The sequence below is a fragment of the Pseudomonas salomonii genome, assembly GCF_900107155.1.
GTDB lineage: Bacteria > Pseudomonadota > Gammaproteobacteria > Pseudomonadales > Pseudomonadaceae > Aquipseudomonas > Aquipseudomonas salomonii.
Genome location: NZ_FNOX01000007.1, coordinates 75743 through 92380, shown reverse-complemented (window position 1 = coordinate 92380; position 16638 = coordinate 75743). Strand labels below are relative to the sequence as shown.

At 60.9% G+C, this 16638-nt stretch carries 14 protein-coding genes; 4 read left to right on the top strand and 10 right to left on the bottom strand.

Going from position 1 to position 16638, the window contains the following annotated elements; all coding sequences use genetic code 11:
- Both BLV67_RS16885 and BLV67_RS16880 read right to left on the bottom strand, forming a co-directional pair.
- Positions 1-1977 carry a methyl-accepting chemotaxis protein gene (locus BLV67_RS16885; RefSeq protein WP_069787124.1) on the bottom strand — a complete coding sequence of 659 codons (1977 nt, stop codon included), beginning with the start codon at positions 1975-1977 and terminating at the stop codon, positions 1-3.
- A 166-nt stretch (positions 1978-2143) separates the two neighbouring features.
- The gene (locus BLV67_RS16880) at positions 2144-3064 is read right to left on the bottom strand and encodes a LysR substrate-binding domain-containing protein (protein WP_065931887.1); all 921 of its coding nucleotides are present in this window, start codon (positions 3062-3064) and stop codon (positions 2144-2146) included.
- 136 nt (positions 3065-3200) lie between these two features.
- On the opposite strand from BLV67_RS16880, the gene BLV67_RS16875 reads away from it, so the two are divergent.
- On the top strand, positions 3201-4604 hold the full coding sequence (locus BLV67_RS16875; RefSeq protein WP_065931888.1) for a NorM family multidrug efflux MATE transporter: 1404 nt from the start codon (positions 3201-3203) through the stop codon (positions 4602-4604).
- A gap of 129 nt (positions 4605-4733) precedes the next feature.
- Here BLV67_RS16875 and BLV67_RS16870 read toward each other — a convergent pair whose 3' ends face one another.
- Positions 4734-6398 carry a putative bifunctional diguanylate cyclase/phosphodiesterase gene (locus BLV67_RS16870; RefSeq protein WP_065931889.1) on the bottom strand — a complete coding sequence of 555 codons (1665 nt, stop codon included), beginning with the start codon at positions 6396-6398 and terminating at the stop codon, positions 4734-4736.
- A gap of 254 nt (positions 6399-6652) precedes the next feature.
- Between BLV67_RS16870 and rep the strand changes: the two genes are divergently transcribed.
- Both rep and BLV67_RS16860 read left to right on the top strand, forming a co-directional pair.
- Positions 6653-8662, top strand: a complete 2010-nt coding sequence (rep, locus tag BLV67_RS16865) for a DNA helicase Rep (protein WP_056860818.1) — start codon at positions 6653-6655, stop codon at positions 8660-8662.
- Between the two features lie 58 nt (positions 8663-8720).
- Positions 8721-9293, top strand: coding sequence for a xanthine phosphoribosyltransferase (locus tag BLV67_RS16860; protein WP_053258645.1), 573 nt, complete (start codon positions 8721-8723; stop codon positions 9291-9293).
- Positions 9294-9363: 70 nt separating this feature from the next.
- Here BLV67_RS16860 and BLV67_RS16855 read toward each other — a convergent pair whose 3' ends face one another.
- The 6 genes from BLV67_RS16855 to dadA all read right to left on the bottom strand — a co-directional run bounded on the left by BLV67_RS16855 (position 9364) and on the right by dadA (position 15465).
- On the bottom strand, positions 9364-11286 hold the full coding sequence (locus tag BLV67_RS16855; protein ID WP_069787125.1) for an acetyl-CoA hydrolase/transferase C-terminal domain-containing protein: 1923 nt from the start codon (positions 11284-11286) through the stop codon (positions 9364-9366).
- A gap of 133 nt (positions 11287-11419) precedes the next feature.
- Positions 11420-11836: a c-type cytochrome gene (locus BLV67_RS16850; protein ID WP_069787126.1), complete on the bottom strand. Its 417-nt coding sequence runs from the start codon at positions 11834-11836 to the stop codon at positions 11420-11422.
- 181 nt (positions 11837-12017) lie between these two features.
- On the bottom strand, positions 12018-12566 hold the full coding sequence (locus tag BLV67_RS16845) for a cupin domain-containing protein (protein ID WP_017135864.1): 549 nt from the start codon (positions 12564-12566) through the stop codon (positions 12018-12020).
- 116 nt (positions 12567-12682) lie between these two features.
- The gene (alr, locus tag BLV67_RS16840) at positions 12683-13756 is read right to left on the bottom strand and encodes an alanine racemase (protein WP_069787127.1); all 1074 of its coding nucleotides are present in this window, start codon (positions 13754-13756) and stop codon (positions 12683-12685) included.
- 79 nt (positions 13757-13835) lie between these two features.
- The gene (locus tag BLV67_RS16835) at positions 13836-14189 is read right to left on the bottom strand and encodes a RidA family protein (RefSeq protein ID WP_056860823.1); all 354 of its coding nucleotides are present in this window, start codon (positions 14187-14189) and stop codon (positions 13836-13838) included.
- Positions 14161-15465: a D-amino acid dehydrogenase gene (dadA, locus tag BLV67_RS16830; protein ID WP_017135861.1), complete on the bottom strand. Its 1305-nt coding sequence runs from the start codon at positions 15463-15465 to the stop codon at positions 14161-14163. Before dadA ends, BLV67_RS16835 begins: the two co-directional genes overlap by 29 nt.
- A gap of 156 nt (positions 15466-15621) precedes the next feature.
- Here dadA and BLV67_RS16825 point away from each other — a divergent pair, with 156 nt between their 5' ends.
- Positions 15622-16110: an Lrp/AsnC ligand binding domain-containing protein gene (locus tag BLV67_RS16825; protein ID WP_003176896.1), complete on the top strand. Its 489-nt coding sequence runs from the start codon at positions 15622-15624 to the stop codon at positions 16108-16110.
- A 131-nt stretch (positions 16111-16241) separates the two neighbouring features.
- Here the strand turns inward: BLV67_RS16825 and BLV67_RS16820 are convergent, their stop codons facing one another.
- Complete coding sequence (locus tag BLV67_RS16820; RefSeq protein ID WP_017135860.1) at positions 16242-16595, bottom strand: YkgJ family cysteine cluster protein; 354 nt, start codon at positions 16593-16595, stop codon at positions 16242-16244.
- Positions 16596-16638: the final 43 nt, after the last annotated feature.

Below are 16638 nucleotides of genomic sequence, written 5' to 3'. Positions count from 1 at the left end.
TTAACGAAAACGGTCGACCTCCTGCCGCAGGCCTGCCGCCAGGGTTTCCAGTTCCTTGGCGGTAATGGCCAGGTTCGACACCACTTCGCGCTGTTCGCTGTTAGCCAATGCGATGCTTTGCAAGTTGCTGCTCAGCACGTTGGCCGTGCTGCTCTGCTCCTGGGTCGCAGTGGTAATGGCAGCAAATTGCTGGCCTGCCGAACGGCTTTGCTCGTCGATGCGCGCCAGGGCCGAAGCGACGTCGGCGTTGCGCGACAGGCCTTCCTGCATCAACGCGTTGCCGTGTTCCATGGTGCTGATGGCGTTGCCGGTTTCCTGCTGGATGCTTTGGATCATCACCGAGATTTCGTCGGTGGCCTGGCGCGTGCGCGAGGCCAGGTTGCGCACTTCGTCGGCAACCACCGCAAAGCCCCGGCCTTGTTCACCGGCCCGCGCCGCCTCGATGGCGGCGTTGAGCGCCAGCAGGTTGGTTTGCTCGGCAATCGAGGTGATCACGCCGACGATCCCGCCAATTTCCTGGGAGCGCTGGCCCAAGGTGTTGATCACCGTGGCCGTGCTGTTGAGGGCGGTGGCGATATGCTCCAGCGACGACGACGCCTCTTGCATCGAGGTGCGGCCAATACGCGTCTGCTGGGCGTTTTCCTGGGCCAGTCGCTCGGTATTACCCATGTTGTCGGCGATGTTCAGCGAGGTGGCGCTGAACTCTTCTACTGCGCCGGCCATGCTGGTGATTTCGCCGGACTGCTGCTCCATGCCCTCATAGGCCCCACCCGACAGGCCGGACAACGCCTGAGCCCGGCTGTTGACCTCTTCGGCCGCTTTACGGATGTGCGAGACCATGGTCGACAGCGCCTCACCCATCTGGTTGAAGCTGCTCGCCAACTGGCCGATTTCGTCATGGCTGGACACATTCAAGCGCGCGCTCAAATCGCCGGCGCCCAAGGCTTCGGCCTGGCGTACCAAGTCGCTCAGAGGCTGCAATTTGCTGCGCAGCAACCACACCGCCGCGCCTACTGCCAGCAACATCGCCAGCACGCTGCCGATCACCAGGCGAATACCCACCGCCCAAGTGACTGCACGTATTTCGGACTTCGGCATACTCGCCACCACCGACCACGGCCCGCCGTCGAACGGCACCGCAACGCTGTAGAAATCTTCGTTCTTGTCGCTCCAGAAGCGGCCTTTGCCTGGGTTCCTGGCCAGATCAAGCATCACCGGGACCGCCTGATCCAGCGCCTGCACACCCGCCGGCGGCACCAGCCAGTGCTTCTGCTCGTCCAACAAGGCGAGCGAGCCGGTGTGGCCGATACGGAAGCGTTTGAGGTTGTCGAACTGGGCCTTTTGCTCGTCGGTGTAATCAAAGCCGATAAACAACACGGCGATCACCTTGCCGGCGGCATCGCGCACGGGGCTGTACTGGGTCATGTAGGCACGCTCAAACAACACCGCCCGCCCAATGTAATTCTGCCCGGCCAAAAGGCGCTGGTAGGCCGGATGCTGGTGATCCAGCACAGTCCCGATAGCGCGATTGCCGTCTTGTTTGGTCAGTGAGGTGCTGATGCGGATGAAGTCTTCGCCACTGCGCACAAACACCGTGGCCACCCCGCCGGACATCTGCTTGAACTCGTCCACCTCTGCGAAGTTGTTGTTCAACACCTCATCGCCCAGGAGCAGGCTTGGAGTCTGCACACCGGCCACCGCAACCTGTTGGTCCGGGCGCACGCTCAAGCCGGCGCCAAAGCGCTTTTCAAACAGCCCGCTCAATCGCTGAGTGCTCTCGCGCAAGGTGCTGTGGAAGGTGTTGAGTTGGTCGGCCAGCAAGCGGGCCTCGCTGGCCAGGTGTTCCTCGCGGGTGTCGAGGTTGGCCGAGTCGAGGGAACGCAGGGCAAATACCGTACTGCCGCTGATGACGACCGCCAAAATGACGGCCAGGGCAAGGCCTAACTGGGAGGCGATCCGAGCGCGAGGTTGAGACATGACAGCTCCTGGCCGGGGCCAGGATCATCCTGATCTCTTAGCGCAGCTCGGCAAATTATCGGGTGGGAAACGCTGGAAACGGGGGTTCCAACACACCTTCTTCGGCAAGCGCGGGCAATACTTGAGCGATACACAGGGGTATCGCGCAAACGATTGCATCGAAGGGCTAGGCAAGGCGTTCAACCTGGGGCAATTCCATGGCGTTGACTTCGCCTTGAAGAAACTCCGCCAATCGCCGCAAGCGCTCCCCACCGGGGCGGGTTTTCGGCCACACCAGGTAGTAATTTTCCCCACTGGCCACCGCCGTCGGCCACGGCAGGCTCAAGCGGCCCTGGGCCACTTCTTCGGCCACCATCAGCAAATCGCCCATGGACACGCCGTAACCCCGCGCGGCGGCGATCATGCCCAACTCCAGGGTATCGAACACCTGCCCGCCCTTGAGCGACACCTGAGACGACAAACCCATGCGCTCCAGCCAATTGCGCCAGTCACGGCGGTCGGGCGTGGGGTGCAGGAGCTCAGCGCTTGCCAGGCGCGGGATATCCCAGGGGCCGTCATTGAGCAGGTTAGGCGCGCCCACAGGGATCAGTAATTCGGGGAACAGGTAACAGGCCTCCCAATCCGCCGGGAAGTGCCCGTAGCTCAGCAATACAGCGCAGTCGAAGGGTTCCTGGTTGAAGTCCACTTCATCCACGCTCATCCATGCGCTGGTCAGTTGCACCTCATTGCCCGGCTGCAAGGCGCGGAAACGGCTGAGCCGCGCCAGCAACCAGCGCATGGTCAGGGTCGGCGGCGCCTTCATGCGCAGGATATCGTCTTCGGCGTTCAGGGTGTGGCAGGCGCGCTCCAGCGCCGCGAAACCTTCGCGCACGCCGGGCAACAGCAGACGCGCCGCTTCGGTGAGCTGCAGGTTGCGGCCACTGCGCTGGAACAGGCGGCAGGCGAAGTGTTCTTCGAGCGTGCGGATATGCCGGCTGACCGCACTTTGCGTAATGGAAAGCTCATCCGCCGCACGGGTGAATGAGTTGTGCCGGGACGCGGCTTCAAAGGCGCGCAAGGCATACAGCGGAGGCAGACGACGTGGCATGAAAGAACCTCCTCAGAGCAATACCCCACCCTAGCATGAGTTTTAATCATGCGAGTGATCGCTTTTATCCTTTTGTGTAATGCGCCAGGAGCGCCGAGAATCAACCCTTTCCCCAACCTCTGACTTTTTGAGCGTGATGATCATGCAACATCCGGTGCGTACTGAACTCTGGGCCATTCTGCGGCTGTCAGGGCCGTTGATTGCCTCACAGTTGGCGCACATGCTGATGGTGCTGACCGACACCCTGATGATGGCCCGCCTGAGCCCCGAAGCCCTGGCCGGTGGAGGCCTGGGCGCGGCGAGTTATTCGTTTGTGGCGATTTTCTGTATCGGCGTGATTGCCGCCGTCGGCACGCTGGTCGCCATCCGCCAGGGTGCCGGTGACATCGAAGGCGCCACGCGCCTGACCCAGGCCGGGCTCTGGCTCGCCTGGCTGATGGCGTTGGTGGCCGGTTTGCTGCTGTGGAACCTCAAGCCGGTGCTGCTGATGTTTGGCCAGACCGAAACCAACGTGCAGGCGGCGGGGCAATTCTTGACCATCCTGCCGTTCGCCCTGCCCGGCTACCTGAGCTTCATGGCGTTGCGCGGCTTTACCAGCGCCATCGGCAAGGCGACACCGGTGATGGTGATCAGCCTGGGCGGCACCGTCATTAACTACCTGCTCAACCATGCGCTGATCGAGGGCATGTTCGGTCTGCCGAAGCTCGGCTTGATGGGCATCGGCCTGGTCACAGCGATCGTCGCCAACTGCATGGCCCTGGCGTTGATGTGGTACATCCGCAGCAACCGCGCTTATGCGGCCTACCCGCTCGGCACGGGCCTGTTGCGCCTTAACACGCAGTATCTGCGTGAGCTGTGGCGCCTGGGCCTGCCGATTGGCGGCACCTACGCGGTGGAGGTCGGCTTGTTCGCCTTCGCGGCGCTGTGCATGGGCACCATGGGCAGTACGCAATTGGCAGCGCATCAGATTGCCCTGCAAATCGTTTCGGTGGCGTTCATGGTGCCGGCGGGGATGTCCTACGCGATCACCATGCGCATCGGCCAGCATTACGGCGCCGGGAAATTGCTGCAGGCTCGCATGGCCGGGCGGGTCGGGATCGGTTTTGGCGCATTGGTGATGTTGGGGTTTGCCGTGGTGCTGTGGCTGTTTTCCGATGCGCTTATCGGGCTGTTTCTGGACCATAACGACCCAGCTTTCCATGACGTCATCGTGCTGGCGGTCAGCCTGTTGGCCGTGGCAGCCTGGTTTGAATTGTTCGACGGCGTGCAGACCATTGCCATGGGCTGTATTCGCGGGCTGAAGGACGCCAAGACCACCTTCCTGGTCGGGCTCGGGTGTTACTGGCTGATCGGCGCGCCGTCGGCGTGGTTGATGGCGTTCACGCTGGGCTGGGGGCCAACGGGCGTGTGGTGGGGGTTGGCGCTTGGGCTGGCGTGTGCGGCCGTCAGCCTGACGTGGGCGTTTGAGGCGAAGATGAAGCGGATGATTCGGCAGGAGCCTGAAGTGCACACGCAATTTCAAGCCATGCAGCCAGACTGAAGCATGTACTCGGTCAATGTGGGAGCTGGCTTGCCTGCGATGGCGGTGTGTCAGGTGCCAAATTGGCTGGCTGGCCTACCGCTATCGCAGGCAAGCCAGCTCCCACATTTTTGATTGGGTTTACAACCCTTAGCCCAGCAGCGCCTGCTGGCTCTTGCCGAACGTCAAATACTCCACCAACTCCGGCAACGGCAACGGCTTGCTGATCAGGTAACCCTGAGCCTGATCACACCCAAACAGCCGCAACAACGCCAGCTGCTCAGGGGTTTCCACACCCTCGGCGACCACTTCCAGGTTGAGGTTGTGGGCCAGGTTGATCATGGCGTGCACCAGCTTGCGGTTTTCTTCGCGCTCTTCCATGCCGCCGACAAAGCTCTTGTCGATCTTCAGCAAGGCAATCGGCAGGCTATTGAGGTGCACGAACGAGGAAAAACCGGTGCCGAAATCGTCCAGGGAAAACCGCACACCCAGGCGGCCAAGGGCGTCCATGGTCTGCTTGACCAGGTCACTGCGGCGCATCACGGCGGTTTCGGTCAGCTCGAACTCCAGCCACTGCGCCTCCACGCCACGCTCGGCAATCAGCCGGCTCAACGTGGAAAGCAGCTGGCTGTCCTGGAACTGGCGAAACGACAGGTTGACCGCCATGTGCAACGGCGGCAGGCCGCGTTCGCGCAGGTCTTGCATGTCACGCAGGGCGCGGGAGATCACCCAGTAACCCAGCGGCACAATCAGGCCACTCTGTTCGGCCAAGGGCACGAACTCGCTGGGCGGCAACAGACCACGCTCGCCGTGGCGCCAGCGCACCAAAGCTTCCAGGCCGACGATATGCCCGTCGTCCAGGTCCAGGCGCGGCTGGTAATGCAGCTCCAGTTCGTCGCGACGCAACGCACGGCGCAGTTCACTCTCCAGGTCGGCCAGGCTGCGGGCGTTGCGGTTGATGCGTTCATTGAAGATATGAAAGGTGCAGCCCTGAGTACTTTTGGCCTGCTGCATGGCGATGTGCGCGTGCCACATCAGCGGGTCGGCCCCGGCGCGGGCACGGGCGTGTGCCACGCCCAGGCTGCAGCCGATCAGCAGGCTTTCGCCATCCACCCAATACGGCTCGGCCATGGCTTCGGTAATGCGCTCGGCCATCCACTCGGCGCGCTGGGGCGCACGGCGGGTGTCGATCAACAGGGCGAATTCGTCGCTGCCCAGGCGCGCCAGTTGGTCGCCGGCTTCGAGCTGGCTCTTGAGCCGCGAGACCACTTGCAGGATCAAGCGATCGCCAGCCTGATGGCCCAAGGCGTCGTTGGCGTGACGGAAGTTATCGAGGTCCAGATGGCCGAGGGCCAGGCCACGGCCTTCGTTTTCGGCCAGACGCGCTGCCAGCAAGGTCTGGAAACCCTGGCGGTTGGCGATACCGGTGAGCGGGTCCTGTTCGGCCAGGCGCTGCAGGGTGTTTTCCAGCACGCCGCGCTCACGCACGTGGCGCAGGCAGCGGCGCAAGGTATCGGTGCCCAATGCACCAAGGACCAGCCAATCGCTCACGCCCAGCGGTGAAACCAGCGGTTCCTGCTCCAGCAGCAATATGCACGGCAGGCTGCAACGGCCTGGGCCGGGTTGCAGGCTGGGTGTGGTCAATAACACGGCACTGTGGTCGTCATCGAACAGACGGCTCACCGAGTCCCAGTTGGGCGCGCTGACCAGCACAGCCCCATCGCCCATCGGCGCCAGGCACTCGCGCAACAACGCTGCCCACGCTGGCTCATCGGCCAGTAGCAGCAAACGCAAGGGTTCGACAGGCGTAGACAAGCTAGCTCCCTAGACTCTGCAAAATTTTTGGCGGCGGGCATTATGACGCGCGGCCTGATAATCACCAATGATAGGGGTTATCAAATACGACAGCTGCAAGCATTCGTCGTACAAGTGCCCACATCCTGCGGCAAAGTATCAAAACCGGCAAATTTAGATCGAGTGGTACGTCACACCGTCGTTCTAAAGCAGCAGAATCTTGCCAGCCTGTTAAAATGCCCGCCCTTTTGAACAACGACTCCTGAATTTTCTGTATGTCCCGACTCAATCCCCGGCAGCAAGAAGCCGTGAACTACGTCGGCGGCCCTCTATTGGTGCTCGCCGGTGCTGGCTCCGGCAAGACCAGCGTGATCACCCGCAAGATCGCGCACCTGATCCAGAACTGCGGCATCCGTGCCCAGTACATCGTCGCCATGACCTTTACCAACAAGGCCGCGCGCGAAATGAAGGAGCGTGTCGGCACGCTGCTCAAGGGCGGCGAAGGCCGTGGCCTCACGGTGTGTACCTTCCACAACCTGGGTTTGAACATTATCCGCAAGGAGCATGCGCGCCTGGGCTACAAGCCGGGTTTCTCGATCTTCGACGAGACCGATGTGAAGTCGCTGATGACTGACATCATGCAAAAGGAGTACGCAGGCGACGACGGCGTGGATGAGATCAAGAACATGATCGGCGCCTGGAAAAACGACCTGATCCTGCCGCCCCAGGCCCTGGAAAACGCGCGCAACCCCAAGGAACAGACCGCCGCCATCGTCTACACCCACTACCAGCGCACGCTCAAGGCGTTCAACGCGGTGGACTTCGACGACCTGATCCTGTTGCCGGTAAAGCTGTTCGAGGAACACGCCGACATCCTCGAAAAATGGCAGAACAAGGTCCGCTACCTGCTGGTGGACGAATACCAGGACACCAACGCCAGCCAATACCTGCTGGTGAAAATGCTGATCGGCACGCGCAACCAGTTCACCGTGGTAGGCGACGACGACCAGTCGATCTACGCCTGGCGTGGCGCGCGCCCGGAAAACCTGATGTTGCTCAAGGACGACTACCCGTCCCTGAAAGTGGTGATGCTGGAGCAGAACTACCGCTCCACCAGCCGTATCCTGCGTTGCGCCAACGTGCTTATTTCCAACAACCCCCACGAGTTTGAAAAACAACTGTGGAGTGAGATGGGTCACGGCGACGAGATCCGCGTGATCCGCTGCCGCAACGAAGACGCCGAAGCCGAGCGCGTGGCCGTGGAAATCCTCAGCCTGCACCTGCGTACCGACCGGCCCTACAGCGATTTTGCGATCCTGTATCGCGGTAACTACCAGGCCAAACTGATCGAGCTGAAGTTGCAGCACCACCAGGTGCCGTATCGCCTTTCAGGCGGCAACAGCTTTTTCGGACGCCAGGAAGTAAAAGACCTGATGGCCTACTTCCGGCTGATCGTGAACCCGGATGACGACAACGCCTTCCTGCGCGTGATCAACGTGCCGCGTCGGGAAATCGGTTCGACGACCCTGGAAAAGCTCGGTAACTACGCCACCGAACGCAAGATTTCGATGTACGCCGCCACCGACGAAATCGGTCTGGGCGAGCACCTGGACACGCGCTTTACCGATCGCCTGTCGCGCTTCAAGCGCTTCATGGACAAGGTGCGCGAGCAATGCGCCGGCGAAGACCCGATCAGCGCCCTGCGCAGCATGGTCATGGACATCGACTATGAAAACTGGCTGCGCACCAACAGTTCCAGCGACAAGGCTGCGGATTACCGCATGGGCAACGTCTGGTTCCTGATCGAAGCGTTGAAAAACACGCTGGAGAAGGACGAAGAAGGCGAGATGACCGTCGAAGACGCCATCGGCAAGCTGGTGCTGCGCGACATGCTTGAGCGCCAGCAGGAAGAAGAAGACGGCGCCGAAGGTGTGCAGATGATGACCTTGCACGCGTCCAAAGGCCTGGAATTCCCTTACGTGTTCATCATGGGCATGGAAGAGGAAATCCTCCCGCACCGTTCCAGCATTGAAGCCGACACCATCGAAGAGGAACGGCGCCTGGCCTACGTGGGCATTACCCGCGCACGTCAGACACTGGCCTTCACCTTCGCCGCCAAGCGCAAGCAATACGGCGAGATCATCGATTGTGCGCCCAGCCGGTTCCTGGATGAACTGCCGCCGGACGATCTGGCCTGGGAAGGCAATGACGACACCCCGACCGAGGTGAAGGCCGTTCGCGGCAACACCGCCCTGGCGGACATACGCGCGATGTTAAAGCGCTAGAATCGACTACTTTTTAATCTACTTTCGGCGCACACCGCGCCATTAGAGGAAGCTTTCCGTGGAAGCACTGCACAAGAAAATTCGCGAAGAAGGCATCGTGCTTTCCGATCAGGTCCTCAAGGTTGACGCCTTTTTGAACCACCAGATCGACCCGGCGCTGATGAAGTTGATCGGCGACGAATTCGCTGCGCGGTTCAAGGACTCGGGCATCACCAAGATCGTCACCATCGAAGCGTCGGGCATCGCCCCGGCGATCATGACCGGTCTGAACCTGGGTGTACCGGTGATCTTCGCCCGCAAGCAACAGTCCCTCACGTTGACCGAAAACCTGCTGTCGGCGACCGTGTATTCCTTCACCAAGAAGGTCGAAAGCACCGTGGCGATTTCCCCACGGCACCTGACCAGCAGCGACCGCGTGCTGGTGATCGATGACTTTTTGGCCAACGGCAAGGCGTCCCAGGCGCTGATTTCGATCATCAAGCAAGCCGGCGCGACCGTTGCAGGCTTGGGGATTGTGATCGAGAAGTCGTTCCAGGGTGGCCGTGCGGAGCTGGATGCGCAGGGTTATCGGGTGGAGTCGCTGGCGCGGGTGAAGTCGTTGGCCGGTGGCGTCGTCACCTTCATCGAGTAATCACTGCCTGACCTCGATTAAAAATGGGGGAGCTGGCTTGCCAGCTCCCCCATTTGATTTTTGGTGCCTGTCAGTGCGCGGTGGCCTGCAGGCCGGCGAGCAATAAGCGCTGGTACAGATCCTCTTTCAACCCCTCCGGCTGATCCAGCCGCATCCGCTTCAAATGCTCGGGAAACGCCTCCGGCTCCGGCGCATCCAGTGCCGCCCGGCCCAATTCCAGAATCTCCGTCAGCTTGAATTTGCTCTTGAGCCAGTTAAGGGCGCGCAACAGGTCCCGTTCCTCATCGGTAAAATCAGTGCCCAACGGATATTCCGGGAACAACCGGCGATGACGCGCCTGAATGCCCTTGAGCCGCTCCGGCGTATTGTCGGAAAAGCGTGGGTCCAGTTCGAAGTCCTTGGGCAGTTTGCCGGCCTTTTGCGCCTGTTCGATCAGGTCGGTCTGGAAGCGTGAGTCGGTGACCTGAAGCAGCGCCTCGATCACCTTGGCATCCGTCTGACCACGCAAATCGGCAATGCCGTATTCGGTGATGACGATATCCCGCAGGTGCCGCGGGATGGTGCAGTGCCCGTACTCCCAGACGATATTGGAACTGACCTCCCCCGCCGACTCGCGCCAGCTGCGCAGAATCAGGATCGAACGCGCGCCTTCCAGCGCATGGCCTTGCGCAACAAAGTTGTACTGCCCGCCCACGCCGCTGAGTACGCGGCCGTCTTCCAGCTGGTCGGCCACGCCTGCGCCGAGCAATGTCACCATGATCGCGCTGTTGATAAAGCGCGCATCCAGGCGTTGCAGACGCTTGAGTTCCTCCTGCCCGTACAGCTCGTTGATGTAGCTGATGCCGGTCATGTTGAATTCGAGGCGTTTGGCGTGAGTCATTTCCTGCAAACGCTGGTAAAAGCTGCGCGGTCCGAGGAAGAAACCGCCGTGAATGGAAACACCGTCGGGCTGCGCGGCGTCATCCAGGGTGCCGGCGTTGGCCTGCTGCTGGGTCGTCACATCCGGGTAGACCTTGCGCCGAATAATCCCGGCATCAGCCAGCACCAGCAGGCCGTTGACGAACATTTCGCTGCACCCATAAAGGCCGCGGGCAAAGGGCTCGACACCGCCTTCGCGGCTGATTAATGGCGCCCACTGATACACATCCAAGTCCGTCAGCAATAAGCGATAGGCTTCGTTATCGGCCTGGCGCGCCAGCAAGGCGGCGGTCAGCGCATCGCCCATCGAGCCAATGCCAATCTGCAACGTGCCGCCATCGCGCACCAGGGTGCTGGCATGCAAGCCGATAAAGTGGTCTTGAAAGCCGACCGGCATATTCGGTGTGGAGAACAGCGTGGTGCTGTCCTTCTCGTCGATCAGGTAATCGAAGGCGTCCATGCCCAGTTCGGCATCGCCGGGCATATAGGGCAAATCGCTGTGAACCTGGCCGACGACAAGGATGGTGTCGCCTGCTTCGCGGCGCTTGGCAATCATCGGCAGCAGGTCGAGGGTGATATCGGGGTTGCAGCTCAGGCTCAGCCGGTCGGGGTGCTCGGCGCTGCTGGCGACCAATTGCGCCACCAGGTTCAAGCCGGCGGCGTTGATATCGCGGGCAGCGTGGCTGTAGTTGCTGCTGACGTAGTCCTGCTGCGCCGACGTACTGTGCAGCAGGCTGCCGGGCTGCATGAAGAATTGCTGCACGCGGATGTTCTTGGGCAGGCTGTCCTTGTGCAAATCCGCTAGAAAGTCCAGCTCGGGATAATCACCAAATACCCGCTCGATAAAGGGTTCGAGAAAGCGCTTCTGCAACCCGTCACCCAGGGTCGGGCGGCCCAGGGCGAGTGCGGTGTAAATCGTCAGCTCGCGCTCCGGCAGCTTGGCAATACGCCGGTACAGCGCGTTGACGAACAGGTTGGGCTTGCCCAAACCGAGCGGCATGCCCATGTGGATATGCGCCGGCAAGCGCGCCAGTACGTCGTCAACTGCTTGCTCGATTGAACACAACTGCACCATCCGACCCTCCTGAACATTCCGTGATTAGGGGTTGGACCGAGCTTGCCGGGTCTTTGCTGCAATGAACAGCGTCGAAGTACAAATCGCGGGCACAAAAAAGCCGCTGGTCAGCGGCTTTTTGGCGAAGATCGGTTTATTTCAGACCCGACATCTTCTCGATTGCGCCTTTTAGCTCGTCATCCGAGCAGTCCGCGCAAGTGCCTTTGGGCGGCATGGCATTCAGGCCGGTGATGGCCTTGGCCAACAGGCCATCGAGGCCGCCTTGATGATCGGCGCGGTCTTTCCAGGCTGCGGTGTCACCGATTTTTGGTGCACCCAGCAAACCGGTGCCGTGGCATGCATTGCAGTGCTTGGCAATCACGTCATCCGGTGTCTTCGCGCCACCGCCGCCGCCCGCAGTCACGGCAACTTCCATCCCTTTACATTCCTGGCCCTGGACACACACCTGGCCGACAGGCTCCAGGCGCTTGGCAATCTCATCATTGGTCGCAGCTTGAGCGCTGACAGCCCATAGGGCCAGTACGGTTGCTGGTGCAGCCAGCATTTTCATAATTAGGTTCACGCGTTCACCCTCAATGGTGGCTATTCACGCCTGCGGCCACGGTTTCGCAGGCGGCGAAAGTATAACGGTTAGCCCGCCAGGCCGAAACAACCCTATTAAATAAAGGGAGATTCGGCCCCACGGTTACAGCGACGGGTGTGTCTGCAACGCTGGCAGCACGCCTCTTCTGTCAAAAGTTCGCAGGTGTGGCTGCGCTGATTAGTCGCGCAGGCACATCGAACGGGTTGCGAAAACGATGCGGCTTGGTGCTTTCAAAGTAGTAGCTATCGCCGGCTTCGAGCACAAAAGTTTCAAGACCGACCACCAACTCCAAACGACCTTCCACCAGAATCCCGGTTTCTTCGCCTTCGTGGGTGAGCATTTCTTCGCCCGTGTCGGCGCCCGGCGGGTAAATCTCGTTAAGAAACGCAATCGCCCGGCTGGGGTGCGCGCGCCCCACGAGTTTCATGGTGACGGCACCGTCCGAGATGTCGATCAGCTCATTGGCTTTATAGACGATCTGCGTCGGTTTTTCCTGGAGGATCTCCTCGGAAAAGAACTCGACCATGGACATGGGGATGCCGCCCAGCACCTTGCGCAAGGAGCTGATCGAGGGGCTGACACTGTTTTTTTCGATCATCGAAATGGTGCTGTTGGTGACACCCGCGCGCTTGGCGAGCTCACGCTGGGAAAGGCCTTTGAGTTTACGGATGGATTGCAGTCGTTCGCCGACGTCCAATGCAGGAGCCTCCTAGGATTCAGGCTTTGTTGTAATTGAGCGTTATCATGGCGACAGCGTTCAGTATTTACAACACTTGGGCCTAAATCCCGGCAGGCTCCGCTCGTAGGCGCGGCTTAAGCCCCGCAATAGAGCCTTGGCACGCGGCGCAGGTTGCAGAAAATCTGGTAGGGGATAGTCTCGGCAGCCGCCGCGACGTCACTGGCAAGGATATTTTTGCCCCACAGCTCCACGGTGGAGCCGAGCCCGGCCTGGGGAACGTCGGTGAGGTCGACGCAGAGCATGTCCATGGAGACGCGGCCCAGCAACTGGCTGCGCTGGCCTGCCACCAGCACCGGCGTGCCGGTCGGTGCATGGCGCGGGTAGCCGTCGGCATAGCCCATGGCAACCACGCCGACGCGCATCGGTTTTGGCGTGATGAACTTGGCGCCGTAACCGATCGGCTCACCGGCCGGCAGTTCACGCACGCAGATGACTTTCGATTCCAGGGTCATCACCGGCTGCAAACGTGCGGCAATGGCCTGCTCCTCACCAAACGGCGTAGCACCGTAGAGCATGATGCCTGGGCGCACCCAGTCGCTGGACATAGTCGGCCAGCCCATCACCGACGGCGAATTGCGCAGGCTCACTTCGGCCGACAACCCTTGGCGCGCCGCTTCAAACACCGCCACTTGCTCATCACTGCGCACGCAATCGAGCTCATCGGCGCGGGCGAAGTGGCTCATCAGTACGATCCTGGCCACTTTGCCGCTGGCCAGCAGGCGCTGGTACGCCTCGTGGTAATCCTTGGGGTGCAGGCCCACGCGGTGCATGCCCGAGTCGAGCTTGAGCCAAATGGTCAGCGGTTTGCTCAGCCGGGCTTGCTCGATGGCTTCCAACTGCCACAACGAATGCACCACGCACCAAAAATCATGCTCGATGATCAGCGGCAGTTCGTCAGCTTCGAAAAAACCTTCCAGCAGCAATACCGGCGCACGAATCCCGGCAGCCCGCAGCTCCAATGCCTCCTCGATGCACGCCACCGCAAAGCCATCCGCCTCGGCTTCCAGCGCCTGGGCCACACGTACGGCACCATGGCCATAGGCATCCGCCTTGACCACGGCGAGGGCCTTGGCCCCCGTGACTTCAAGGGCCAGTTGGTAGTTATGGCGCAGGGCCTGGAGGTCGATCAGGGCACGGGCAGGACGCATGGCGGCAGGCTTCTAGGCGGTAAAGTGAAGAAAAACCGGCGCCGACTATCAGCCACGGCACCGGGGGAAAAAGCTATGTTTAAGGCAGCGCCGCCACCACGGACAGCTCTACCAGAATTTCCGGTTCGCACAGCTTGGCCTCAACCGTCGCACGGGCCGGAGCCACGCCTTTGGGCAGCCACTTGTCCCACACCGCGTTCATGCCGGCGAAATCGGCGTCGATGTCTTTGAGGTAGATCGTCACCGACAGCAACTTGGTTTTGTCGGTGCCGGCCAGGTCCAGCAAGCGCTCGATATTGGCCAGGGTTTCGCGGGTCTGCTGTTCAATCCCGGCATTCATGTCGTCGCCGACTTGCCCTGCCAGATACACGGTACCGCTGTGAACAACGACCTGGCTCATGCGCTCATTGGTGAGCTGGCGCTGGATTGACATGTTTTGCGGACTCCTGGTGGTTGCTGCCGTAACGGGAAATATCGAGACCTTCGGCGCTGATCTGCGGGGTTTTTTTCGCCATCAGGTCAGCCAGCAAGCGGCCGGAGCCGCACGCCATGGTCCAGCCAAGGGTGCCGTGGCCGGTGTTCAGGAACAGGTTCTTGAACGGGGTGGCGCCGACAATCGGCGTGCCGTCGGGTGTGGTCGGGCGCAGGCCGGTCCAGAAAGTGGCCTCGGTCAAATCGCCGCCCTGAGGATAAAGGTCGTTGACGATCATCTCCAGGGTTTCACGTCGACGAGGGTTCAGCGACAGGTCAAAACCGGCTATTTCAGCCATGCCGCCGACGCGAATGCGGTTGTCGAAGCGGGTGATCGCGACCTTGTAGGTTTCATCCAGAATGGTCGAAGTCGGCGCCATCGCCGGGTTGGTGATCGGCACGGTCAGCGAGTAACCCTTGAGCGGATACACCGGCGCCTTGATCCCCAGCGGCTTGAGCAGCTTGGGCGAGTAACTGCCCAGGGCCAGTACGTAGCGGTCGGCGGTTTCCAGCTTGCCATCGATCCACACGCCATTGACGCGATCACCGGCGTAGTCGAGGCGCTGGATGTCCTGCTCGAAACGGAATTCCACGCCCAATTGCTTGCACATGTCCACCAGACGCGTGGTGAACATCTGGCAGTCGCCGGTCTGGTCGTTGGGCAGGCGCAAGGCGCCGGCGAGGATATCGGTGACGCTGGCCAGGGCTGGCTCAACGCGGGCAATGCCGGCGCGGTCGAGCAGCTCGAACGGCACGCCGGATTCTTTCAATACGGCGATGTCTTTGGCCGCGCCATCCAACTGAGCCTGGGTGCGAAACAACTGGGTAGTGCCGAGGCTGCGGCCTTCGTAGGCAATGCCGGTTTCTGCACGCAATTCGTCGAGGCAATCACGGCTGTACTCGGACAGGCGCACCATGCGCTCTTTGTTCACCGCGTAACGGCTCTGGGTGCAGTTGCGCAGCATCTGCGCCATCCACAGGTACTGATCGATATCGGCGGTGGCCTTGATCGCCAGTGGCGCGTGGCGTTGCAGCAACCACTTGATGGCCTTGAGCGGCACGCCTGGCGCGGCCCATGGCGAGGCATAACCCGGCGACACCTGGCCTGCGTTGGCGAAACTGGTTTCCATGGCAGCGGCGGGCTGACGGTCGACCACAACCACTTCAAAGCCGGCCCGCGCCAAATAGTAGGCACTGGTCACCCCAATGACGCCGCTACCCAAGACCAGAACGCGCATTTTTATATCCTCATCACGGGCTTAGCCGCTGACGTGTGTTATTCGAGCAATGATGGGCGCAGTGTAAAAAACAATGACCAGTGCATTTCACTATATAAATGCCTATATTTGGCGACAATTCTCGGCAAAAACCCTTTTCACAGAGGCGTATCCCCTATGCGTACCAACACCCAGACCAAGCGGGAGCTGGACAAGATCGACCGCAATATCCTGCGTATCCTGCAAACCGATGGGCGTATTTCGTTCACGGAGCTGGGGGAAAAGGTCGGGCTGTCGACCACGCCGTGCACCGAGCGGGTCCGCCGCCTGGAGCGCGAAGGGATCATCATGGGCTACAACGCGCGGCTCAACCCGCAGCATTTGAAGGGGAGTTTGCTGGTATTTGTCGAGATCAGCCTGGATTACAAGTCGGGCGACACCTTTGAGGAATTCCGCCGCGCCGTGCTGAAGCTGCCCCATGTGCTGGAGTGCCACTTGGTGTCAGGCGACTTCGACTACCTGGTGAAGGCGCGGATTTCCGAGATGGCCTCGTACCGCAAATTGCTCGGCGATATCTTGCTCAAACTGCCGCATGTGCGCGAGTCCAAGAGCTATATCGTGATGGAAGAGGTGAAAGAGAGCCTGAACCTGCCGATACCTGACTGACCAAATGACACAACTCGGTCAAATGTGGGAGCGGGCTTGCTCGCGAATGCGGTGTGTCAGCTAAAGCATTTTTTACTGATCCACCGCATTCGCGAGCAAGCCCGCTCCCACATTTTGACCCAGTACATCCGTCAGACCAGTACTTGCCGGGTGCTCGCCATGTACTCATGGATCTGTTTTTCCACCCGAGGGTGAATCAATTCCACCGGCCGCCGCCCATTAGGGCACGGCAAGGTCTTGGTCGTGCCGAACAACCGGCAAATCAGCGGCCGCTCGTCATACACGGTGCAGCCATTCGGCCCCAGGTGCACGCAGTTCAGCTCGTCCATGGCCGCCTCCTGCTCGGCGGCAGTCTTGCGGGGCAGGCGCGACATTTCCTCGGGCGAGGTGGTCACCGGCCCACAGCAGTCGTGGCAGCCGGGGACACACTCGAACGAAGGGATCTGCCTGCGCAGCGCGCTGATTTTCTGGCTGTTGCAACTCATCGAAACACTTACCGAACGGCGAATAGGCGTGGATTCTGACGCA

What these genes read in the sequence shown, in the direction of transcription:
- BLV67_RS16825 (WP_003176896.1), top strand. Translation starts at nt 15,622, where the DNA reads ATGCGTACCAACACCCAGACCAAGCGGGAGCTGGACAAGATCGACCGC.
- BLV67_RS16855 (WP_069787125.1), bottom strand. Translation starts at nt 11,286, where the DNA reads ATGGTGCAGTTGTGTTCAATCGAGCAAGCAGTTGACGACGTACTGGCG.
- BLV67_RS16885 (WP_069787124.1), bottom strand. Translation starts at nt 1,977, where the DNA reads ATGTCTCAACCTCGCGCTCGGATCGCCTCCCAGTTAGGCCTTGCCCTG.
- BLV67_RS16820 (WP_017135860.1), bottom strand. Translation starts at nt 16,595, where the DNA reads ATGAGTTGCAACAGCCAGAAAATCAGCGCGCTGCGCAGGCAGATCCCT.
- alr (WP_069787127.1), bottom strand. Translation starts at nt 13,756, where the DNA reads ATGCGTCCTGCCCGTGCCCTGATCGACCTCCAGGCCCTGCGCCATAAC.
- BLV67_RS16850 (WP_069787126.1), bottom strand. Translation starts at nt 11,836, where the DNA reads ATGAAAATGCTGGCTGCACCAGCAACCGTACTGGCCCTATGGGCTGTC.
- BLV67_RS16875 (WP_065931888.1), top strand. Translation starts at nt 3,201, where the DNA reads ATGATCATGCAACATCCGGTGCGTACTGAACTCTGGGCCATTCTGCGG.
- dadA (WP_017135861.1), bottom strand. Translation starts at nt 15,465, where the DNA reads ATGCGCGTTCTGGTCTTGGGTAGCGGCGTCATTGGGGTGACCAGTGCC.
- BLV67_RS16880 (WP_065931887.1), bottom strand. Translation starts at nt 3,064, where the DNA reads ATGCCACGTCGTCTGCCTCCGCTGTATGCCTTGCGCGCCTTTGAAGCC.
- rep (WP_056860818.1), top strand. Translation starts at nt 6,653, where the DNA reads ATGTCCCGACTCAATCCCCGGCAGCAAGAAGCCGTGAACTACGTCGGC.
- BLV67_RS16835 (WP_056860823.1), bottom strand. Translation starts at nt 14,189, where the DNA reads ATGTCAATCCAGCGCCAGCTCACCAATGAGCGCATGAGCCAGGTCGTT.